Origin of the sequence: Fodinicurvata sp. EGI_FJ10296, from assembly GCF_040712075.1 — a bacterium.
Lineage (GTDB): Bacteria > Pseudomonadota > Alphaproteobacteria > DSM-16000 > Inquilinaceae > JBFCVL01.
Genome location: NZ_JBFCVL010000003.1, coordinates 513173 through 533934, shown reverse-complemented (window position 1 = coordinate 533934; position 20762 = coordinate 513173). Strand labels below are relative to the sequence as shown.

19 protein-coding genes are annotated in these 20762 nt (G+C 62.5%); 6 read left to right on the top strand and 13 right to left on the bottom strand.

Features of this window, described 5'->3' with window-relative positions; translation table 11 throughout:
* Positions 1–36: 36 nt before the first annotated feature.
* The 9 genes from ABZ728_RS08650 to ABZ728_RS08610 form a co-directional block, all read right to left on the bottom strand.
* Positions 37–2523 carry a glycosyl hydrolase family 65 protein gene (locus ABZ728_RS08650; protein WP_366655691.1) on the bottom strand — a complete coding sequence of 829 codons (2487 nt, stop codon included), beginning with the start codon at positions 2521–2523 and terminating at the stop codon, positions 37–39.
* Between the two features lie 475 nt (positions 2524–2998).
* On the bottom strand, positions 2999–4204 hold the full coding sequence (locus ABZ728_RS08645; RefSeq protein ID WP_366655690.1) for a UxaA family hydrolase: 1206 nt from the start codon (positions 4202–4204) through the stop codon (positions 2999–3001).
* The gene (locus ABZ728_RS08640) at positions 4201–4524 is read right to left on the bottom strand and encodes a UxaA family hydrolase (protein WP_366655689.1); all 324 of its coding nucleotides are present in this window, start codon (positions 4522–4524) and stop codon (positions 4201–4203) included. Before ABZ728_RS08640 ends, ABZ728_RS08645 begins: the two co-directional genes overlap by 4 nt.
* A gap of 35 nt (positions 4525–4559) precedes the next feature.
* Entirely contained in the window at positions 4560–5669 is a 1110-nt protein-coding gene (locus ABZ728_RS08635; RefSeq protein ID WP_366655688.1) for an enolase C-terminal domain-like protein, read from the bottom strand.
* 11 nt (positions 5670–5680) lie between these two features.
* Positions 5681–6352: an RraA family protein gene (locus ABZ728_RS08630; protein ID WP_366655687.1), complete on the bottom strand. Its 672-nt coding sequence runs from the start codon at positions 6350–6352 to the stop codon at positions 5681–5683.
* Positions 6353–6368: 16 nt separating this feature from the next.
* Positions 6369–7649, bottom strand: a complete 1281-nt coding sequence (locus ABZ728_RS08625) for a TRAP transporter large permease (protein WP_366655686.1) — start codon at positions 7647–7649, stop codon at positions 6369–6371.
* Between the two features lie 11 nt (positions 7650–7660).
* The gene (locus ABZ728_RS08620; RefSeq protein ID WP_366655685.1) at positions 7661–8158 is read right to left on the bottom strand and encodes a TRAP transporter small permease; all 498 of its coding nucleotides are present in this window, start codon (positions 8156–8158) and stop codon (positions 7661–7663) included.
* Positions 8159–8260: 102 nt separating this feature from the next.
* A complete protein-coding gene (locus tag ABZ728_RS08615) occupies positions 8261–9241 on the bottom strand; it encodes a sialic acid TRAP transporter substrate-binding protein SiaP (protein ID WP_366655684.1) in 981 nt (326 codons plus the stop codon).
* A 69-nt stretch (positions 9242–9310) separates the two neighbouring features.
* Positions 9311–9979, bottom strand: a complete 669-nt coding sequence (locus ABZ728_RS08610) for a GntR family transcriptional regulator (protein WP_366655683.1) — start codon at positions 9977–9979, stop codon at positions 9311–9313.
* Positions 9980–10157: 178 nt separating this feature from the next.
* Between ABZ728_RS08610 and ABZ728_RS08605 the strand changes: the two genes are divergently transcribed.
* The 3 genes from ABZ728_RS08605 to ABZ728_RS08595 are packed head-to-tail and all read left to right on the top strand — an operon-like array spanning position 10158 to position 13015.
* Positions 10158–11435, top strand: a complete 1278-nt coding sequence (locus ABZ728_RS08605) for a TRAP transporter large permease (RefSeq protein WP_366655682.1) — start codon at positions 10158–10160, stop codon at positions 11433–11435.
* A gap of 58 nt (positions 11436–11493) precedes the next feature.
* The gene (locus tag ABZ728_RS08600) at positions 11494–12480 is read left to right on the top strand and encodes a TRAP transporter substrate-binding protein (protein WP_366655681.1); all 987 of its coding nucleotides are present in this window, start codon (positions 11494–11496) and stop codon (positions 12478–12480) included.
* A 34-nt stretch (positions 12481–12514) separates the two neighbouring features.
* Positions 12515–13015 (top strand): TRAP transporter small permease, encoded by a 501-nt coding sequence (locus ABZ728_RS08595; protein WP_366655680.1) that lies wholly within the window; start codon positions 12515–12517, stop codon positions 13013–13015.
* Here ABZ728_RS08595 and ABZ728_RS08590 read toward each other — a convergent pair.
* Positions 13012–14301 (bottom strand): FAD-dependent oxidoreductase, encoded by a 1290-nt coding sequence (locus ABZ728_RS08590; RefSeq protein WP_366655679.1) that lies wholly within the window; start codon positions 14299–14301, stop codon positions 13012–13014. The two genes, ABZ728_RS08595 and ABZ728_RS08590, sit on opposite strands and share 4 nt — an antisense overlap.
* Before the next feature lie 222 nt (positions 14302–14523).
* Between ABZ728_RS08590 and ABZ728_RS08585 the strand changes: the two genes are divergently transcribed.
* Complete coding sequence (locus tag ABZ728_RS08585) at positions 14524–15480, top strand: hypothetical protein (protein ID WP_366655678.1); 957 nt, start codon at positions 14524–14526, stop codon at positions 15478–15480.
* A 69-nt stretch (positions 15481–15549) separates the two neighbouring features.
* Here the strand turns inward: ABZ728_RS08585 and ABZ728_RS08580 are convergent, their stop codons facing one another.
* Positions 15550–17541: an autotransporter outer membrane beta-barrel domain-containing protein gene (locus ABZ728_RS08580; protein ID WP_366655677.1), complete on the bottom strand. Its 1992-nt coding sequence runs from the start codon at positions 17539–17541 to the stop codon at positions 15550–15552.
* Between the two features lie 305 nt (positions 17542–17846).
* Here ABZ728_RS08580 and ABZ728_RS08575 point away from each other — a divergent pair, with 305 nt between their 5' ends.
* The gene (locus tag ABZ728_RS08575; protein ID WP_366655676.1) at positions 17847–19223 is read left to right on the top strand and encodes an HTH domain-containing protein; all 1377 of its coding nucleotides are present in this window, start codon (positions 17847–17849) and stop codon (positions 19221–19223) included.
* Positions 19224–19373: 150 nt separating this feature from the next.
* On the opposite strand, the gene ABZ728_RS08570 is transcribed toward ABZ728_RS08575, so the two are convergent.
* The gene (locus ABZ728_RS08570) at positions 19374–19817 is read right to left on the bottom strand and encodes a hypothetical protein (RefSeq protein WP_366655675.1); all 444 of its coding nucleotides are present in this window, start codon (positions 19815–19817) and stop codon (positions 19374–19376) included.
* 231 nt (positions 19818–20048) lie between these two features.
* Here ABZ728_RS08570 and ABZ728_RS08565 point away from each other — a divergent pair, with 231 nt between their 5' ends.
* A complete protein-coding gene (locus tag ABZ728_RS08565; protein ID WP_366655674.1) occupies positions 20049–20348 on the top strand; it encodes a hypothetical protein in 300 nt (99 codons plus the stop codon).
* A 23-nt stretch (positions 20349–20371) separates the two neighbouring features.
* Here the strand turns inward: ABZ728_RS08565 and ABZ728_RS08560 are convergent, their stop codons facing one another.
* Entirely contained in the window at positions 20372–20746 is a 375-nt protein-coding gene (locus ABZ728_RS08560) for a hypothetical protein (protein ID WP_366655673.1), read from the bottom strand.
* Positions 20747–20762: the final 16 nt, after the last annotated feature.

Here is a 20762-nt window from a genome sequence, read left to right as displayed (position 1 = left end):
GGTCCAAGAGCGGTTCCCACATGCCCGGTATCCTCCTCATTGCACTGGGGCGTCGCTGCAATCCCCATCGGCGCAGTTCTCGTCGCGATTGCGCTCCTCCGGCTTGATCAGGCGGAAATCGCAGGTTTCGCCGGCGGCGAGATCGCGGTAGTGGCCGCGATAGGCGATCCTGATGGCTGTCGAGCTGAAGGAGCGGCTGGCGATGTGCAGCTTGTCGTGATCGACATCGACCTCCAGCACCTGCCGCCGATAACGCAGGCGCACCTTGATCCGGTGCAGGTCCTCCGGCAGCGCCGGATCGAAATGCAGCGTGTTCCCGCGCATTTCGAGCCCCACATAGCAGCGCTGCACGAGATCGATCGTCCCCGCCATCGCGCCGACATGGATGCCCTCGGGGGTGGTGCCGCCCTGTAGGTCGGAGTAGTCGCTGTCGAGCGCCCACTGGAAAAGCCGCCAGGAATGCGAACGGTCGGAGCGGGCCAGCACCCAGGAATGCGCGACCCCGCTCAAGGTCGAGCCGTGTGAGGTGCGGGCGAGATAATAGTCGATCGTCTTGCGGATGTTGGACGGCGGGAAGCGGTATCCGAGACGCTCGAAGATGAGGTAGAGTTCGTCCGCCGAGAACAGGTAGAACAGCATCAGCACGTCGGCCTGCTTCGACGCCTTGTAGCGGTTAACGTCGTCGCCCTCCGCTTCGAGGAGACGATCGAGCCGGTGGATGTCGTCGTACTTTTCGCGATACCCGTCCCAGTCGAACTCCTTCAGCTTCTCGTAGCCTTCGAACTGGCTGATGACACCGTCGGCGTGAAACGGCACCCGCAGCTTGCGGCTGATCTCGTGCCACTTGTCCATATCGTCGCGATGCAATCCGATGCGCTCGCAGATGCGCTCCGCCTGGCTTCTGGGCAGCACCGCGATGATGTCCTCCACCCGCGTCAGGATCCACGAGACCATGACGTTGGTGTAGGCGTTGTTGTCGAGCCCGCCGCCCTCTTCGTGGTCCGCGTCGGGATAGGCGGTGTGGTATTCGTCCGGCCCCATGACGCCCTTGATCTCATAGCGGTCGATCTCGGGGTTGTATGTCGTCATGCTGACCCAGAACCGCGCGATCTCGAAGAACATTTCTGCCCCGAAGGTGTAGAGGAATTCATGGTCGTCGGTGGCCTGGTGGTACTGCCATATGTTGAAGGCGATAGCCGCGTTGATGTGGCGCTGGCGATGCGTATCGTCGGGGAGCCAACGTCCGGATTGAGGATTGAGGTGCAAGTGCTGCGTCTCCTCCTCTCCGTTGCTGCCGCTCTGCCAGGGGAACATGGCCCCCTCATAGCCCTCGACCTTCGCCGCTCGCCGCGCCTCCGGCAGCCGCCGGTAGCGGTAGCGCAGCAGCGCGCGGGCCAGGGTGGGCAGGCGCAGGCTGAGGAACGGGAAGACGAAGATCTCGTCCCAGAAAATGTGTCCGCGATAGGCTTCTCCGTGCCAGCCGCGCGCCGGGATCCCGGCGTCGAGATCGATCGAATGCGGCGATGCCGTCTGGAGGATGTGGAAGATGTGCAGCCGCAGCTTCAACTCGGTATCCGCAGCCACGCCGTCTGCCAGTTCGATATCGCAGTCGTCCCACAGATGACACCAGGCGATCTCGTGCGCTTCTCGCAGGCTCTCGAAATCCCGCGCATGGCTGAGCGTTCGCTTCGCCTCCAGTCCGGCCTCGGCGATGGCACAGTTGCGCGAATCGTGCAGCGCGAGGATCTTCTCGGCGGTGATGCGTACGCCCTGGTCTGCCGTGCAGGTCAGATCCTGCCAGACCTTGGTCTCGGATTTGCCGTTTTCGCATCTCGCGTCGGTCACGCCGTCGCGACCGAGAAGGCGCGTGCGCGCCGCCATCGCCACCTGAATGCGAGACTGGTTCGTCCGACATTGGAGGAACATGCTCTGGCTGCCCGGATAATCCAATTCGAGGATGTCGATGTGGCGGGACGCGAGCTGGCGATAGCGCGCGACCCCGTTGTTGATCACGCTGCCGTCGATTTCGGAGCGGAAGGTCACGACGCCCGACCAGTTCTCGGGCGTAATCGAGACTTCGAGCCCCGCGAGGTGCGGGTTCGACATGCCGACGATGCGCCGCTCCTCCCAGCGCGTGATCCGACCCTCGCCGTCGCGAAAGCGGATGTCACGCCGCAATTGGCCGTGACGCAGATCGAGTTCCTGCCGATAATGGAGAAGCTCGACCTGATTGAGCCTGAACCACGGTCCGTCCTCGATGCGGAAGGTCAGAGGAAGCCAGTTCGGCATGTTCACGAGGTCTTCGTTCCGGATCGTGCGTCCGGATACCTCGCTTTCGAGGCGGTTGTAGCCGCTGGCGAGGTAGGTGCCGGGATAATGCACCTCGTCGTCGCAGGCATCGGCAGCGGCTCCCCGCGTCGCGAAGTAGCCGTTGCCGAGCGTGCACAAGGCTTCCCGCAGGCCTTCCTTGCCGGCATCGAAGCCCTCGTATACCACCACCCACGCGTTCGTATCCTCAACCATGCACTTCCCTTCTCATGCTTCCGATCGCGATCGCAGTCCCCATTATCAGGCGTGGATCAGCTCGCTCGTCGCCTGCGTCATCGACACGCCAAAGGCTCGACAGCAAACTCCCGGAGGGCGCATTTCGTTTTCATCAAAGCGATCTTCCGAGCAGCCGGTGCGGCCATATTCTGAACCGCAACGAGTTTGTCGGAGGCGTTGGCATCGGCTTCAACCCCGTGCTGTAAAGCCAGCTGCTGCCGGTTTTGATACACTATGGGTCATTCTGTATTGCGTATTACAATCAAAGCGGCCGCTGATTCCAATCAATCACCGGCCACCTATTCCGATTTCATTCCGGCCGGGATTCCGATTTGCGCCGCCTCAAACCCATCCAATGCCGACGCTCATTCAATCGATGTCCCTGTCTGATCCTCCCTCGAAACCCGAACACAGAATCGGACCGAACGAATAAATGCGACTGTAGTCCCCAGGATCAGGTTGGCGACGGCAGGCAGCCCGGGCCGATCGGCTCGAAGCTCTTGTAGGTCAGCACGAACTCGTGATGGCCCAGATCCTCGGACTTTGTGCGGCCGCCGCGTGCGACCGCAAGGACGAGGTCTTCGATCTCGTGGCCGACATCGTCCAGATCCGCGCGTCCCTCCAGTATCCGGCCGGCATCGACATCCATGTCGCCGCTCATCCGGCGGAAGGTTTCGGGGTTGGCGCAGACCTTTATCACGGGCGAGATAGCCGACCCCACGACCGACCCGCGCCCCGTGGAAAACAGGATGACGTGACAGCCGCAGGCGATCATTTCGACGATTTCCGCCGTGTCGTTGATATTGGGAAAGCCGAAGCGGACCTCGCCGTCCGGTACCACGTCGAGCAGATAGAGCCCTCCACGCGGCGGTACGTCGCCCGGCTTGATGATACCGGCGATCGGGCTCGATCCCGATTTCGCATAAGCCCCCATCGATTTTTCCTCGATCGTGGTCAGCCCGCCATCGGCATTGCCGGCGGCGAAGCTGCCGTAACCGAGCGTCGCGTAGTACCGGGCCGCCTTTTCGACCGTCTCCCGCAGCAGATGTCCCAGTTCGGGCGTCGCCGCCCGTTCGGCCATGATCGTCTCGCAGCCGATCAACTCGCCGGTTTCTTCGAAAATGCACCGCGCGCCGTTCTCGATCAGGAAATCGAACGCCCGTCCCATGGCCGGATTGGCCGTGATGCCGCTGGTGCCGTCCGACCCGCCGCAGATCGTGCCGACGATCAGATCCGAAACGTCCATCGGCGCGCGGGGCACCGATGCCAGGGCCGGAAGTGTCTCGCGCACCCATTGCCGGCCTTCTTCGACCGACGTCCGGGTGCCGCCGGTCTGCTGGATGGTGATGGTCTTGACCGGCCGGCCGCTGTCGCGGACATGGCGCGCCAGCGTATAGCGATCGAAGCTTTCACAGCCCAGCGAGACCAGAAGGACCCCGCCGACATTGGGATGGGTGCACAGTTTCTCCATGATCGTGTTGGCGTAGTCGTTGGGATAGCAGCCCGGGAATCCCAGAACGTGAACGCCGTCATCCTCGAACGGGGCGGCGATCTTTCGGGCGACATGGTGGGCGCATTCGACCAGATAGACGACGACCATCACGTTGCGGATGCCGATGCGCCCGTCGCTGCGCAGATAGCCTTGGATGGGGGCTGTCATGATGAGTTTTCTCCACTGGCGATCCGGGCCGCGTCAAGCGTCTGGGAGGCGGTATAATCGCTTTTGAGGTTGTGAACATGGGCGTGCATCCCCTGCGGAATGCGGGCCGTGGCGGTGCCGATGGACACGCCGTATTTGACGACCTTCTCGCCCGGTTCGATGGGCTGCCGTGCAATCTTGTGGCCCATACCGATCGAGCGGTCGAGCGTGCAGTCCTGGCCTTCGATGGTGAGTGTCAGCCCCGCTTCCAGCGGCTCTCGCGCGACCAGGACATTGTCGCACTGCGACAGGAGCAGGAGCCGGGGATCGGAGTCGGTCATGATGGTTTCCACAAGTTCGTCTGGCGATGATGCGCTCAGAATACGGCGATGGTCGATCGGTCGATTTCGTCCCAGTCGAGGTCCATGCCCAGGCCCGGGGCTTCGGGCAGATGCGCCATGCCATCGGTGATCGGCAGGGGGGCAGCCAGTGCAAAACTGAAACTCTCCAGCGGGTACAGAAGTTCGAAGAACTCGCAATTTCGCATTGCCGCCGCGCAATGCATGTTGACCAGATCGAGCGGGGCGAAGATCGAGGTGTGAACTTCGCAGTTGACGCCGAAACTTTCCGCCAGTCGTGCGGTTTTCATCACGCCGGTCACGCCGCCGGTCCAGGATACGTCGGCTCTGACCCGGTCGACAACGCGGCGCGAGATGACTTCGGCGACGCTGTAAGGGTGCTTGGCCAGGTATTCGGTGCCCACGACGGGAATGTCGAGGATGCGCGTCAGTTCCTTCAGCGCGTGCATATCCTCGTCGAAGATCGGTTCCTCCAGCCAGTGATAGTCCAGATTTTCCAGGGCCCGCCCGAACCGGATCGCTTCTTCCAGGTTCATGGAGGAAACCGGGTCCGACATCAGGGTGAAATCCGGGCCCACGACATCGCGCACATGAGCGTGAACGGCCAGATCGTCGCGCCAGTCACGCCCGGGCGTGTGAAGCTTGTAGGCCTTCAGCCCCTCGGCCTTCGCGCGGGACGCTTCCCGGCCGTAATCCTCGATCGAATCCAGGATCATCGAACTGCCATAGGTCGGGATGCGATCGCGATAGGCGCCCAGATAGCGGAACAATGGCTGGTCGGCCGCCTGGGCGGACAGGAGCCAAAGGCAGACATCGAACGGCCCGTAGGTATAGATTGGCAGGTGCCCCCACCACCGGTCCGCCATCCGGAAGTCATGCCATGCCCGTTCGCGGTCGAGTGGATTGCGCCCGAGAAAAAAGCCGGCGAGGCTGTCGGCGGCAAGCATGGCGGCGCCCCGGGCCGAACGACCGGCGAAACCCAGCATCGACGCGGACAGGCCATCGTCGGTCTTCATCGTCACGACCGTATACTGGAAGCCCTGGAAATCGTCGCTGCGCAGGCTCGTTGCGGTGAGCCCGTCGGGCGCCCGCCGGCAGGCCCGGACTTCAATGGAACTGATCTTCATGTGCCCGACTTTCAGAACTTCCCGAACTGCAGATACGCCTGCTGGGGATCGACACCTTCGAGAATGGCTTTCCGGACCTTGCTTTCGGTGGCCATCGCCGCCTCGGATTGCTCGATGACGTCTTCGAGCAGCGAGCGCGGCACGCGGATCAGGCCGTCACGATCTCCGATCAGATAGTCGCCGGGCTCGATGACGACATCGCCGATCCGGATATCGATGTCGCTGCCCGTCGGCAGCCAGTGACCGACGATATCGCGCGGCGTGTAGCCCCGGGACCAGGACTGGAACCCGATGTCGATCAGGAAATTGACGTCGCGGATATAGCCATCGGCAACGCAGCCGCGCAGCCCCTTGTTCTTCAGGGTCTCGGCGGACAATTCGCCCATATGCGCCACGATCCGGTCGTTGGGTTGCGATACCCATATGTGGCCCGGCTTGGCTTTGGACAACAGGCCCGTCCAGGCAAGCAGGGTCTCGTGGGCGTCGGCGCTGGTGTCAGCTTTTCCTTCGACCGTAAATGCCGGCCCCGCCATGGCCCGTTCCGGCAGAAGCGGGCGAAGTTCCACCGGCAGCGTGAAATCGCGAATCCCCATGGCCCGCATCACGTCATGGACAACCCCGGTATAGCATTTCTCAAGACGATCGGACAGTTGATCGGTGGGCGTGGAAGCAGTCGCGGTCATAGCAAGCTCCGTTTAATCATTGAGCGGCGCCCATGGCATAATTCGGCAGGGCCGTGACGAGGGACGGGAAGATGATCATAAGCAGCAGAACGATCAGCAGCGGGATAAGCATCGGAATCACCTCGCGGATAATCGGTTCCAGTTTGACGTTGGAGACGCTGGACACGACGAACAGCCCGACGCCGAGCGGCGGCGTCATGAGCCCGATCATGAGATTGAACACGAGCACGACCCCGAAATGGATCGGGTCGATGCCCACAGCCTGCAGTGTCGGCTGCATGACCGGCACCACAAGGATCATCACGGCCAGCCCTTCCATGAAGAACCCGATCGCGAAGATTGCCAGAGAAATGATCAGCAACAACAGCAGTGGATCGGTCGTCAAGCCGACCAGAAAGCCGGCGGCATGCTGGGGCACGCGCAGGGTCGTCAGCAGCCAGGCAAAGACCGTTGCCGTGGCGACGATCAGGCAGATGCTCGCCGTGGTGCGGCCGGTCTCCTGCAGAACGCTCCACAGCCCCTTTACCGTAAACCGTCGATAGATCAGTCCGCCAAGCAAGAGGGCATAGAGACAGGCTATGGCGGATGCTTCCGTCGGCGAGAACACGCCAAAGAGGATGCCGCCGATGATGATAACCGGCGTCAGCAGGGGCAGCACGGCTCCGCGCGTCGCGAGCATGGTTTCCCGGGGCTGGATCTCGGCGGCCACGGGCATGCCCCGGCGCCGGGCGGTGAGCGCGATCATGATCATCAGCGAGCCGGCGGCCATCAGTCCGGGCACGACGCCACCCAGGAACAGGCGTCCGATCGAGGCTTCGGCCAGCACGCCGTAGATGACCATCGGGATCGACGGAGGCACCATCGGCCCGATCACGCAGGATGCCGCCGTGATCGCGGCGGCATAGGCGGGCGTGTATCCGGCCTCGCGCATCGCCTTGATTTCCATCGATCCCAGACCGCCGGCATCGGCGACGGCCGATCCGGACATGCCGGAAAAGATCAGGCTGGCGAGGACGTTCACATGAGCCAGTCCGCCGCGGACCCGGCCGACCAGAACGCGGGCGAAATGGAACAGCCGGTCGGTAATCCCGGCGGCGTTCATCAGATTGGCCGCCAGGATGAAGAACGGCACGGCCAGCAAGGGGAAACTGTCCACACCGCCGATCATCCGTTGCGGTATGATGACCATCGGCATGCCGTTCGCGGCGATATAGACCATGACGGCGACGCCGAGCGTAAAGGCAATCGGCATGCCGAGCAGCATGATCGTCAACCAGATACCGGTAAGCCAACCCATAGGGGAACCTCTTAAAGGGTCTTGACGCCCACTTCGGGCGCGCCGTGGCGAATGATCCGGACGATCGTGCACAAGGTGCGCACCAGCATGACCGCGCCGGCTATCGGCAGGGGCAGATAGACGATCATCAGGGGCATTTTCATTGCCACTGACATGACGGGCGCGACGGTCATGGCGATGCGCCAGCCCATGAATATGAGGACGACCAGGAATGCCGCGATCAGCAGATGCACGATCAATGCGGAAATTCGCGCCAGGATATCCGGAAGCCGGTCCGCGACCATGCCGATGGCGATATGGTTGCCCCAGCGCATGGCCTGGGACGATCCCAGAAAGATCAGCCAGATGAACAGATAGCGCGCCAGTTCCTCGGTCCACGCCAACGGAAGATTGAAGACGTAGCGCGCCAGAACCTGAAGAATGATGGTCGCCAGCATGACCGTGAGCAGTATGGCCACGAGCGCCTCTTCGACCCGCTCCAGCCGGTCGATCGTCCGTTGTATCGTCATCGCAGCCACTCGGTCATCACAGCCACTCTGGTTAAGGGGGGGGCGGCCGTCGCGGGGCCGCGTGCAGGCGTTTGAACACACCTGCACGCTCGCCCGGCGCTGTTATTCCACGGCGGCCAGATCCGCGTAGACGCCTTCGCCCCAGATATCCTCGAAGGCTTCATAGACCGGCGTCATGGCTTCGCGGAAGGGCGCCAGATCGGGACGGGTCACTTGCATGCCCTTGTCCTCCAGTTCCGCGACCAGAGCTTCTTCGGACTCGATCACCGCCTCGCTGTAAGCGGCTCCGTGCGACTGAAGGACCTCGATGACGATGTCCTGATCTTCGGCCGACGCTTCGGCCCATGCCGTTTCCGAGACGATCGGCCCGACGAATTGCACGAGATGGTTGGTCAGCGTGAGATGATCCTGCACCTCGTAGAAGCTGGCGGAATCAATGGTCGGCAGCGGGTTTTCCTGACCGTCCACGACCCCTGTCTGAAGCCCCAGATAGAGTTCAGGGAACGCCATCGGCGTCGGGGTCATGCCCAGCGCCTCGGCAAAGCGCAGACTGAGATCGACTTCCGGAACGCGCAGCCTGAGACCGGCAACATCCTCGACCGACTCGATCGGACGGACATTGTTGGTCATCTGCCGGGTGCCATAGTACCAGACGTCAAGCAGACGCAGGCCGGCGGTCTCGCGCAGTTCCTCGACCAGTGCGGCGCCGGCGTCGCTTTCGACCAGCCGGACCAGATGGTCATAGTCCCGTGCAAGATAGGGCGCTTCCAGCACCGACATGGCCTCCAGCCACTGACTGAGGATGCCGGCCCCATCCAGCGCCATCTGGGTCGTTCCCAGTTGCATGCCGGTCAGGATCTCATGCGCGCTGCCGATCTGGCCGGCCGGGAATACCTGGATGTTGATCCGCCCCTCGGTCCGCTCGGCAATTTCCTCCGCCGCGGCTTCCATGGCCCGGTTGGCGGGGTGATCCGGTGGCAGAATGTGGCCCAACTGCCAGTCTGCGGCGGACGCCGCTGCCATGCCGCTCAGCATTGCCGCCAGGGCACAACCCGCAGTCGCCGTTCTTTTCAGGTAATTCATGTCGTTCCTCCCGGTTTTGGTGATTTCGTACGTTGGTGATCGTCGTCGTTTCCGTGCCGTCCCGTCACATCAGGGCGGCGGCGCCTCCATCGACCGGTTGATGTCGAATTCGGCGGATTTCAGATGGTCCAGCGTAGCGTCATGCGCCTCCTGCGCGTCGCCGGCACGAAGGGCGTCTATGATCCGGCGATGTTCGGCGAGGGTTTCGCGAGCCCGGGGGCCCCGGCTGGCGAAGTTGCGCACGAGATGCGCGCGGTCGATCAGGGACGAGTGCATGACGGTCAGGATCGCGTTGCCGACGGAATCCACGATCAAGCGGTGAAAAGTGCTGTCGGCTTCCGTGACCTCGAGCGGGTGCATGAATTGCGGCCCGCTGGAGGCGTCGGCCAGGGCATCCATCGTCTGTTCGAGCCGGGCCAGCAGGTCGGGCGTCACCGCCCCTTGCGTCACGGCCAGGCCCGACGCCGCCGGCTCGATGATCCGGCGTGTACCATAGATGTCGGTCAATTCCTGACGGGTGAACCGCCGCACGATGGTGCCGCTGCGCGGCCGAATTTCCACCAACCCCTCGCGTTCGAGCTGTTTCAGTGCCTCCTTCACTGGGGATTGGCTGACATTCAGATCGCTGGCCACCAGGTCCACATTGATCCGTTCTCCCAGAGCATATCGGCCCGAAAGGATGCGTGTCCGCAGTTCGATGCGGATTTGTTCGGCAAGTGAATCGCGGACCAGAATCATTGCATCCTTTTCTTTCTAATATCTGATATTTCACATTCTATTGGATGCGTCAATTTCAAAGGCAAGGGCTGCGGCTATTGAGTTTGAGCGACGTTCTGCCACAATCGGGCTAATCCCAATGCCGAACCGGCGCTCCCGCGCCGACGCATCCTGTCCGGCTGCATGATAGGGCCGATCCTTGGAACTGCTTTCCCTGTTCGCCGTATTTTTCGTTTTCCTGCTTGCCGGTGCGCCGGTTGCCGTCGCCCTTGGTCTGGGGGCCATCGGGTTTCTCGTGTTCTCCGATTCGGTCCAGTTTTCAATTCTGGCGCTCCGGCTGCTCGCCAGTCTTGACAGTGTACCGCTGCTCGCCATTCCGTTTTTCGTCCTGGCCGGCGAGTTGATGAACACCGGCGGGATCACGCACCGTATTTTCGATTTCGCGCGCAAGCTTCTGGGGCATGTCCGCGGCGGGCTCGCGCATGTGAACATACTGGCGTCGCTGTTCTTTGCCGGCATTTCGGGATCGGCCGTCGCCGACGCTGCCGGGCTGGGCCGGATCGAGATCAAGGCAATGCGCGAGGCCTCGTATCCCGCGCCGTTCGCCGCGGCGGTGACGGCCGCCTCCAGCGCGGTCGGCCCCATAATCCCGCCATCGATCATGCTGGTCCTTTATGGAACCATGGCGGATGTCTCGATCGGGAAGCTGTTCGCCGGCGGATTGGTGCCCGGCCTTCTGCTGGCGGTGGCAATGATGATCTACGTGACGGTGGTCGCCCGCGGTCTGGGTGTTCCCGTCGATCCCCGCACACCACTAAGGGGTATCCTGCGATCGCTAATCGTCAATCTGCCACCGCTGCTGACGCCGGTCCTGGTAATGACGGCCCTGGTTGCCGGCGTGGTGACGCCGACCGAGGCCGGTGTCTTCACGGCCATTTATGCCGCCGGCATCTCGTTCCTCTACGGCGGCTTGACGCTGCGCATGATTCCGGAGATTCTGGAAAACACACTGGTCGTTACCGGACAGATTCTGTTCATCCTTGCGCTTTCGGTCGTCTTTGGATGGCTTATCACCACCGAGCGGATCCCGGAACTTCTGGGGGTCTATTTTCTGGAAACCGGTCTCGGCCAATACGCGTTTCTGGCCCTGTTGAATGTCGTATTGCTCGTCCTCGGCTGCTTCATGTCGCTGACTTCGATCCTGATCATCGTGACGCCGATGCTGATCGAGATGACGGGGACACTGGGCATCGATCCGGTTCACATCGGTGTGGTCATGGTGCTTAACCTGACGATCGGATTGATGACGCCGCCGCTGGGCTGGTGCCTCTACATCGTCACCGAGATCGCCGAGATCCGCTTCGAGGAAACGGTGCGGGCGGTGCTGCCATTTCTGATTCCGCTGATCGCGGTCCTGATCCTGATCACCTACGTGCCCTGGACGGTGACCGGCCTCGCGGACTTCTTCTTTGATTGACCGAACCCTGAAGGGCGCCAACGAGCGGCCCCATTTTCGACTACGGGAGGAAACGACAATGAGAATTGCGATACTGATGGCCGGCATGGCGCTGACGGCCGGGATGACCATGGCCGGTGCCGGCGCGTCGGCCCAGACGACGCTGAGACTGGCATGCCCCAGTGCGGCCGACACGCCGACCTGCCAGGCCGCGCAGCATTTTGCCGACGAGGTGCAGAACCGCACCGATGGCGACGTAACAGTGAACGTCCATCCCGCCGGTCAGTTGGGCACGGGTCGTGACGCGATCGTGGGCATGCAGACCGGATCGATCGATCTCGTCGTCGAGGAACTGGTCAACTATTCCGATTTCGTGACCGATTACGGCATTCTGGGTTGGGGCTTCGCCTTCGTCGACCGCGCCCATCTCGAACAGTTCCTGACCTCGGACATCCACGCCGAAATGCGCGCGGAACTGGCCGATCAGAACATCGAATTGCTGGCCTATGAATGGCAGCGTCTGCCGCGCGCGGTGGTTTCCAGCACACCGATCTTTACGGTCGAGGATCTCGGCGGTCTGCGGTTCCGCGTGCCGGAGATCCGGACCTTCATCGCGACATGGGAAAATCTTGGCGCCAATCCGCAATCGGTGCCGTGGGGCGAGGCCTATCTGGCGTTGCGCCAGGGAACGGTGGACGCGATGGAATCACCGTTCGACACGATTGCAGGACAGGGTTTCCACGAGGCGGCGCCCTATGTCAGCCTGACCAACCACGTTCAGAGCGTTCTGTCGCTGGCGATGAACAAGGGGCGCTATGACGGTCTTGATGCCGACCAGCAGGCTGCGTTCGAGGCGGCTGTGGAATCGACGAACGCCTTCATCGCCGATCGTGTTCAGGAACTGCATCAGGAGACCATCGACACGATCACCGCCGATGGCGCCTATGTGATCCACCTGAACACAGAGGCCTTCGCCGACCGGTTGGCTGAAACCGGCGAGCAGCTTGCCGAGGAAGGGCTGTGGAGCCCCGGACTGCTGCAGGAGATCCGCGACCTTCGCAACTGAGGTCAGTCAGGCCTGTGCAATCGGGAATGGAGCTGTGGCGTTGATCGAGTCGGCGGACAGGCTGTTGGGGTGGGTATCGTGTGTCTATCTTTGGGGCGCGCAGTGCCTGCTTGCCGTGCTCGTCGTCGTCATCGGGGCGCAGGCCGTGCTTCGCTATGCGACGTCGTTGTCCATGGTCTGGGCCGGTGAGGTGGCGACGCTGTCCATGATCTGGATGGTCTTTCTCATGGCGGCGGTTCTCCACCGGCGCCGGCGCCACATCACCGTATCCGTCCTTTCCGACCGGCTCGAAGGCATCGCCGGAAGAATTGCCGAATCCCTCGTAAGTCTGGGCACGATTGTGCTGGTCGCTGTCATATGTGCCCAGATCGGGACGGTCTGGCCCTTTGTCGAGCGATTGACGACACCGGTTCTGGGCATCAGCCGGGGTGTCTTCCTGCTGGGGATCGCGGTTGGCCTGATAACGATCGCCCTGCAGGAACTGGTCAATCTGGGCCGGTCATTGCTCGGTCCGGGGCAGGTCGATCGTCGTTAGGCATCGGGATCGATGATCGCACCGGCCCGGGAGAGCCGGTCGCGCAGCGCGGAAATGTCGATGTCGCGCACCGCCGGATCGTTACCCGCGCCTGCGGCCATGGCGGCGGCGGTGCCGACGGCCTGGCCCATCGCCATGGCCAGCGGCATGACCCGCAACGCGCCATGGGCTTCCTGGGTGGCCGAAATGCCGCGCCCTGCCACCTGCAGATTGTCGAAATCGCGAACGATCAGCGCCCTCAACGGGACGCAATAGGCGTGATCGGCGCCGAACCCCTCGATCGTCAGCGCGCCGCTGTTGGCCTTGTGCAGATCGATCGGATAGGCCCCGCAGGCGATGGTGTCGTCGAAGCGGCGCGCCGACGCGAGATCTTCGACGGTAATCGTATGATCGGCGAGCGCACGACGGGTTTCGCGAATGCCCAGTTGCGGTGCGAACGCCGACAGGCGCGCATTTTCGCAGCCCGGAACCTTATCGATGATATAGCGCGCGGCGGCCAGCGCCTGCCGCCGCCCTTCGATCTCTGCTTGGCTCAGCGATCGGGCGTCGCTGCCGTCTACGGTCACGCGCGTGACGTTGAACCAGCCATGATCGCTGCCCGGCACGCGGCTGCAGTGCAGTGCCGGCCGCGCGAGCGCACCCTCCTCGAAACCGCGCCGGGCAAGTGCTCCCTTTTCTTCCAGTTCGATCGCGTCGAACCGATCAAAGTCGATTGGCCCAATGGCAAACATCAACGTTCCCGGCTGCAGCCTGTCCCGGTCGGCCCGAAGCATCGGCGCGCTGACGGCCTGCAGCAGGTCGAGATCGCCGGTGGCATCGATGAACTGCCGCGCGCGAATACTGATTTCACCGCTCTTGGTCAGGAAGCGTGCGCCGTAAACCCGTGCTCCGTGCGTCTCTGCACCGGCCTGCCAGGCATGAAAAAGCAGGTCGACACCGGCTTCGGCCACCAGCGAATCCAGGACGCATTTCAGAATTTCCGGATTGTACTGCACGCGATCCATGACATGGCCGGTCGACATGACGAAACGGCTGTGTCCGTGAGCGCCGTCATTGTCGATCAGTCGGGCAACGACCTCTTCGGCCAGCCCGGCGATGACGCGCCGTCCAGCTTCGGTTTCCCAGCCGACGAACTGCCCGACAGCCGCCGCGGTCGCAGCCCCGCCCAGAAAGCCGTTGCGTTCGACCAGTATTGTTTGCGACCCGCTGCGGGCGGCCGCGATAGCGGCGCAGGTGCCGGCCATTCCGCCGCCGACAATCAGAACGTCGGCTTCCAGTGATATCATGTGCTGCTCCGCCCGGTGATCGATCCGGCTATTTGTCGTGTCCAGACGACCATATCGACAGAAATCGGCTTCGTCATCAGGCCGTGCGCCGGCCCGGGAGACGACGCAACTGCTGTCCGTCAAATTTGCCGGACAGCAAGGCGAATTAGCATTCTGTTTGTACTTTGTGACGTAATAATTTCGAACACATGGATGTCGTCATATGATCTTCTGGAGAAAATAATGGTCGAATCAGTTTCGCGTTTCTGGGGCGCGATCGTCGGGGTTGCATTGGCCGGCGTCGCCGGTGGCATGACCGGGGCGCAGGCTTTCGCTCAGGACGTGTCAGGGGTGCCGATCTACGGACAAACAAACCTGAATGCTGCCTTTGCTGGCGACCCAAGGACCGTCGATCTTACGGCTGGCGGTACTGTGAATGTCCGCAACACGATCGGTGGATCCTGCACCGGCTATGTCGCCAATTCGCCGGATTATCGCGTCTACTATTCTGCTGGTGGTCTGCCTCTCAGCTTTTACGCCACGTCCAACACCGACACGACGCTCGTGGTCAACGCGCCGGACGGTCGGTGGTACTGCAATGACGACACGCGCGGCGTCGATCCGGCCGTCCGATTCAATCAGCCGCAATCCGGCCAATACGATATCTGGGTCGGAACCTTCGGTCAGATCTCCGCGTCGGCAAGACTTCATATTACCGAGCTTGAGCCCTTCGGCATGGAGTCGAGTGGCGGCGGATACGGGAACAGCGGCGGATCCGGTGGATATGGGGCCGGCGGGCTCGATCTGAGCGCTGCGCCGATTTATGGCAGCCTTTCGCTGCGCTCGGGCTTTGCCAACGATCCCCGGCGCCAGTCGCTGACGGCCGGTGGCGGCAACGACGCAAGTCGCCTGGGGTATGGCCCCGGTTGCATCGGCTACGTGGCGACGGCACCTGATTTTCAGGTTGATTACAGTGCGGGTATGATGCCGCTCAGTTTCTATGTCACGTCCAATACCGATACGACGTTGCTGGTCAATGCCCCGAACGGCCGGTGGTACTGCAACGACGACTATCGCGGCGTCGATCCGGCCGTGCAATTCGACCAGCCGATGTCCGGCCGGTACGATATCTGGGTCGGAACATTCAACAACAGTTCCGCGCCGGCGACGCTCCACGTTTCCGAGTTCAGCCCCTTTTAACGTCGGCCGAAAACGGTTTCAGGCGGCGTATCCGTTCTCCCGGCCCGAAGGCCGGGAGGACGTGATTTGCTACCAGCGATAGGCGACGGCGAGCCGCCCGGTGTGGCCGGTCTCGTCCTCGCCGAACGATCCCTCGTAAGCGGCGCGCAGCGCCACGCTGCTGCCGGCGTTCAGGGCCTGCTCCCAGGACAGCCCGGCGTTCAGTTCAAGGCTGTGCCGGGTGTCGTTGTCGGGACGAAGCGTAAAACCGTTGCCCGACGTGTCGCCGGCCAGCGCGGCCCGGGTCGAACCGCCCGATTGCGCCGTCATGCCCCAGCCCGCGCCGCCGAACAGGGAGAGCGCGGTCTCTGCGTCGTCGATCACGGAGAAGGCTGTTTCGATTCCGAGGTTCGTCTGCCAGACGGTCTGGTTCTGGCTGCCATAGGTCATGACCAGCGGTGTGTCGCCGCGCTCGGTATAGCTGGATTGCCGGGCCCAGCTATGGGTGGCCTGCACCGTGGGGGCAATTTCCCATTGCTCGGTCACGTCGAAGCGATAGCGGCCGCCGGCGGAAATCGAAATCTCCTCGCTTTGGTTGGTGCCCTCGACGATCTCGTTGGTTACGCCAACGATGGTGCGGCTGTTTTCGTTGCGCCCGAAACCGGCGATCACGCTGGCGTTCAGGCTGACCGGACCTTCGAACCAGGCGGCATACAGGCCAGTAGACGTGGTGTCGGTATCGACTTCGGCGGCCGCTGCGTCGCCGCCCTCCACGACGCTTCTGCCGATGCCGAAGAAGACCCCGGCAAGTAGGTTCTCACTGACCCGGTAGTCGACACCGACCAGACCGCCGTGCAGGTCGTAGTCGAAGGACGGGCCGTCGCCCCGGCCGATATAGCCTTCGGCCCAGGAACTGATCTGCCCGACCGACGAGCCGTCCTGGAACGACAGGGTGGATGCCAGCGCGGCTAGGTCGCCCGTATCGCGACCGTCGAAGCCGACCGAGGCGTCACCGATGCGGGCGTCTGCCAGGCTTGGCGATCCATCGTTGCGGCCAATATCGGCCATCGCGAACTGAACGCGCTCGCCCGCCAGCGTCGCGGTGGTGGTGCCGGTGGATGTGCTGGCGCCGCCGGCGCGGTTGAGGCGGCTGCCCAGCGTTGCCAATGTCGAACGCGTCATCTGGCGGTTCGACGTCTGCAGCCCGGCCCGGCTGGTGTTCGAACTCATGCTTTCCACGAAGACGCGGCGTTCGTCTTCGCTCAGCGCGGCAAAGGGCACCAGCGCGGCAAAGATGTCGCCGTCGCGGTCTGTGATTTCGACAATCTGGTCGAAATAGGCACCGCCCGGCTGCTGCGGCTGGTCGGTGACAGGCTTCTCGAACAGGCCGGTCAAAATCTGTTCGATTTCCTCTTCGACTTCTTCCTGTTCGCCGACCAGCACCCCGCCGGGGCCGTAGACAAAAAAGCCGAACGGGAAGGGAAGGTCCTTGTCACGGCTAAAGGTGGAGATGACGACGTGATATTGCTCGCCTTCTTCCAGATCGGCGCCGACGATCGGGCACCGCTGGGGCAGTGGGGTATCACCTTCGCTGCAAGTTACGACCGTTATTCCGTCTGGAACGTCGCCATCCCACGTCGAACCAGCGGTCTCGTGACTTGTATTATCGTCATTGAATGCAACAAAATTCTGGGCCGGATTGGCCGGGTCGAAACTTCCTTTGTATACGATAAGCACAGTGTCGACAGGCGCCTCGGTTTGTCCGAATATGTAGTTTCCCGAAACGGAAGGTGTGAAGAATTCTGTGACATAGTTAAATGTATTGCTTCCGGATTCAAATTCTTTGTCCCCGGAATCAAATTGCCCGAAATTGTTTTTGCTGAGGCTGCTAAAGTTGGTCGAGAATTCATTCATGGAGCTGTTGTCCGCATTCAGCTCGAAATTCGTCGTCTCCTGAGCAAGGGCCGGAGTGCCGTTCAAGGCGACTAGCGCGACCGAGGCAAAGAGCCCCAGCTTGACCAGCGAACCACGGTCGCGCCCTGGTACATGACCTTTCGCGGCCGACGGACGATCCTGACTCATTGTTGAATTCCTTTGTTTGCTGGATGGCGTGAGGGCGTTGTCTCGATGGACCCATCGCCGGTCGTTGGGCGTCGATGACTTGTACGCTGGTAGAAAGTAGAAAGTAGAAAGTGATGCGGTTGGGTTGGGCGCAAGGCCCCGAATTTCCCGCATACAGGCTAAAAAATGATTAATAGCATTCGAGTCAAAGCTTTTCCTGAGCTGCGGCGAATGCGCTTCGCGGTTGCAATGTCGGGCGGGTGCCGGATACTGAGATCGGAGCGATATCGACGCTTCCCGACCCGCAGCGATGGGAATTCCCGAGCATGTCGCGCGCCAACCGTCTCTTCGATCTGCTGCAGGCGCTGCGACGGCGCCGGCGTCCGGTCAGCGGTGCCGAACTGGCCCGTGAAACCGGCGTCTCGTTGCGAACGCTCTATCGGGACATCGCGGCGTTGCAGGCGATCGGTGCGGAGATCAGCGGCGAGCCGGGGGTCGGCTATGTGCTGAAACCCGGCTTCATGTTGCCGCCGCTGATGCTGTCCCCGGACGAGATCGAGGCGCTGGCGCTTGGCGCCGCATGGGTGTCCCGGCGAACGGACACCGATCTGGCCGATGCCGCCCGTGACGCCATGACCAAGATCGCCGCCGTGCTGCCGGACGATCTTCGCCAACGGCTGGATGAGACCGCGTTGCTGGTGCCGCCGGGCCATTCGCTCTCGTCGGGCATCGACCTTGGGCTGCTGCGTCGTGCCGTGCGGTACGAGCGGAAGTTGCGGATCGACTATTGCGACCAGTGGGGCCGCACAACAAAGCGGACGATCTGGCCTTTCGCGCTGTCATTCTTCGAGTCGGCGCGAACGGTCGTTGGATGGTGCGAATTGCGGCAGGATTTCCGCTATTTCCGCGCCGATCGTATTCGCGACGCCGTGGTTTCGGCCGAACGATACCCGCGCCGCCGGCATACGCTGTTGAAGGAATGGCAATGCACCATGCTGCCAGAATCTGACAGTGCGGCGGCGCATTGTTCGGTGGTTGCACCAAGCCACAGGGAGGCCCCGATGGGCGCAGAGATCGTTTTTTATACCAACCCATGGTCGCGCGGCGGCATCGTCCACTGGATGCTGGAGGAAGTCGGCGCTCCCTATCGAACCGAGGTGCTGGAATACGGCACGACCATGAAGGCGCCGGACTATCTGGCGATCAACCCGATGGGCAAGGTGCCGGCCATCAAGCACGGCGACGTCGTGGTGACGGAAGCCGCGGCGATCTGCGCCTATCTCGCCGACGCGTTTCCTGACGCCGGGTTGGCCCCGCCACTGGATCGGCGCGGCGCCTATTACCGCTGGATGTTTTTCGCCGCCGGGCCGCTGGAAGCGGCCCTGAGCGATCAGAGCCTCGGCGTCACGCCGACGAAGGAACAGGAAATGCGAGTGGGCTACGGCTCGGTGCCCGCTGTCGTCAACACACTGGCACAGGCCGTCTCAGGCCGTCGTTTCATTGCCGGCGACAGTTTCAGTGCGGCCGATGTCTATGTCGGCGCGCAGATCGGCTGGGGCATGCGCTTTGGCACGCTTGAGAAGCGCCCGGAATTCGAGAGTTACTGGGCCGGGCTGGCGGACCGCCCCGCCCACCGCCGGATGGAGAGCCACGTTGAAGCGGCGACGGCGGAGCGGATGGGCGCAGCTCCGGATTCCTCATAAGCGCCGGTCCTGAGAGCTTGAGTTCCCGGCCAGTCCCCGGCCAGCCCCCGCTCAAGGCGGGGGCGATCCGGAGAAGTGGCGCCGCCGATCTGGCGTTGCGGACCCGCCCGTGTTCCTCTGGCCCAGTCCCCCGGGCCTGAGCGGGGCGGCTTACCGTGCCAATGTAATGATGATGGCCATCACCATGGTGCCGGCGCCGAGCGAGATCGGGATCAGCGCCACCTGTATCAAGGCGGCGACACCGGACATGTGCCCGGTGAGCGTGTCGATCCCCGCCCGCATGAAGTCGGCGAAACTGCCGCCTCGGTTGTCGTTGTCGACCCGGTTCAGTCCCATCAGCGCCGCGGCAAGGCCATAGAATACGATGATGAACAAGGTGCTGACGGCGACCACAAAGGCGGCCTGGGAATCCGTCCCGAAAACCGCCCAACAGGATGCGATCAGCCAGACCCACCCCGCCACCGAGATAGCGTAGACGCCGGGATGCATCCCATTCAGCCCCGCCGGTTTCCTCGCGGTGTCCAATTGCCGTTCGGCGACCCAGGTGGGGGCCGAAACGACCATCGACCGTTCCAGATGCGTATCGACATACATGGCGCCCTCCAAACATGGAAAATAAATACATGTTTAAGGTCACCCTTTTCGCACCGGAATGCAAGACGCAAAGTTTCGGTTCGCCTCAACGTTCCGGCAACATGAGTTGGGGGCCGCCGTGCCCCGGCGGTGAAAGGCAAAAGCCGTTCTGAGTGGTTCGACCAGCCTCCCGGGCTTTCTGGCCGGATCAGGGAGCTTGCACAAATCCACGCCAGCGACCAGGTTTGTCTCATGGCAAAGCTCAGTGCCCTTTGGCGGGGCGACCTTCCTCTCAATGAAGCCTTCTGGACGTGGGCTATCGCCATCGGCCTGATCGTCAACGTCATCACCACAATGCTGTTTCTGGCGATGATCATGCTCGACCAGCCGTGGGGGGCGCTGCTTCTCGGCTATGTGTTGTCGGTGCCTTACAACATCCTGGCTGTCGTCGGGGTCTGGCGCTCGGCGGCACGCTATCAGGGGCCGAGCCTCCACGCGGACCTGGCGCGTGGCGCCAGCCTTGTTCTCATGACCGTCATGAGCCTTGCGTGATCGCGCTCATGCGGTGCCGCCGATCAGGCGGCGCGGACGCGTCCGACAAACTCCGCAACGCCCTTCTGAAGCCGGCCTGCGGTTTCGCCCAGCTCCCGCGCGCTGGCCAGAACCTGATTGGCAGCGGCACCGTCTTCGCCGGCGGCCTGACTGACCTCGGTAATCGCGCTCGACACTTCACCGGTGCCGTTGGCGGCCTCCTGGATGTTGCGGGTGATTTCGCCCGTCGCGGAGTCCTGCTCTTCGACGGCGGCGGCAATCGAGTTCGATATCTCGCGGCTTTCAGTGATCGTCCGGTTGATCCGCTCGATCACCGTGACGGTTTCCTGCGTCACGCCCTGCATGCCATGGATCTGTTCGGAGATGTTCTCCGTCGCCTTGGCCGTCTGATTGGCCACGAACTTACCTTTAGGC

What these genes read in the sequence shown, in the direction of transcription:
- ABZ728_RS08640 (WP_366655689.1), bottom strand. Translation starts at nt 4,524, where the DNA reads ATGACCGACTCCGATCCCCGGCTCCTGCTCCTGTCGCAGTGCGACAAT.
- ABZ728_RS08585 (WP_366655678.1), top strand. Translation starts at nt 14,524, where the DNA reads ATGGTCGAATCAGTTTCGCGTTTCTGGGGCGCGATCGTCGGGGTTGCA.
- ABZ728_RS08575 (WP_366655676.1), top strand. Translation starts at nt 17,847, where the DNA reads ATGTCGCGCGCCAACCGTCTCTTCGATCTGCTGCAGGCGCTGCGACGG.
- ABZ728_RS08615 (WP_366655684.1), bottom strand. Translation starts at nt 9,241, where the DNA reads ATGAATTACCTGAAAAGAACGGCGACTGCGGGTTGTGCCCTGGCGGCA.
- ABZ728_RS08635 (WP_366655688.1), bottom strand. Translation starts at nt 5,669, where the DNA reads ATGAAGATCAGTTCCATTGAAGTCCGGGCCTGCCGGCGGGCGCCCGAC.
- ABZ728_RS08625 (WP_366655686.1), bottom strand. Translation starts at nt 7,649, where the DNA reads ATGGGTTGGCTTACCGGTATCTGGTTGACGATCATGCTGCTCGGCATG.
- ABZ728_RS08600 (WP_366655681.1), top strand. Translation starts at nt 11,494, where the DNA reads ATGAGAATTGCGATACTGATGGCCGGCATGGCGCTGACGGCCGGGATG.
- ABZ728_RS08590 (WP_366655679.1), bottom strand. Translation starts at nt 14,301, where the DNA reads ATGATATCACTGGAAGCCGACGTTCTGATTGTCGGCGGCGGAATGGCC.
- ABZ728_RS08645 (WP_366655690.1), bottom strand. Translation starts at nt 4,204, where the DNA reads ATGACAGCCCCCATCCAAGGCTATCTGCGCAGCGACGGGCGCATCGGC.
- ABZ728_RS08630 (WP_366655687.1), bottom strand. Translation starts at nt 6,352, where the DNA reads ATGACCGCGACTGCTTCCACGCCCACCGATCAACTGTCCGATCGTCTT.
- ABZ728_RS08650 (WP_366655691.1), bottom strand. Translation starts at nt 2,523, where the DNA reads ATGGTTGAGGATACGAACGCGTGGGTGGTGGTATACGAGGGCTTCGAT.
- ABZ728_RS08610 (WP_366655683.1), bottom strand. Translation starts at nt 9,979, where the DNA reads ATGATTCTGGTCCGCGATTCACTTGCCGAACAAATCCGCATCGAACTG.
- ABZ728_RS08570 (WP_366655675.1), bottom strand. Translation starts at nt 19,817, where the DNA reads ATGTATGTCGATACGCATCTGGAACGGTCGATGGTCGTTTCGGCCCCC.
- ABZ728_RS08580 (WP_366655677.1), bottom strand. Translation starts at nt 17,541, where the DNA reads ATGAGTCAGGATCGTCCGTCGGCCGCGAAAGGTCATGTACCAGGGCGC.
- ABZ728_RS08565 (WP_366655674.1), top strand. Translation starts at nt 20,049, where the DNA reads ATGGCAAAGCTCAGTGCCCTTTGGCGGGGCGACCTTCCTCTCAATGAA.
- ABZ728_RS08620 (WP_366655685.1), bottom strand. Translation starts at nt 8,158, where the DNA reads ATGACGATACAACGGACGATCGACCGGCTGGAGCGGGTCGAAGAGGCG.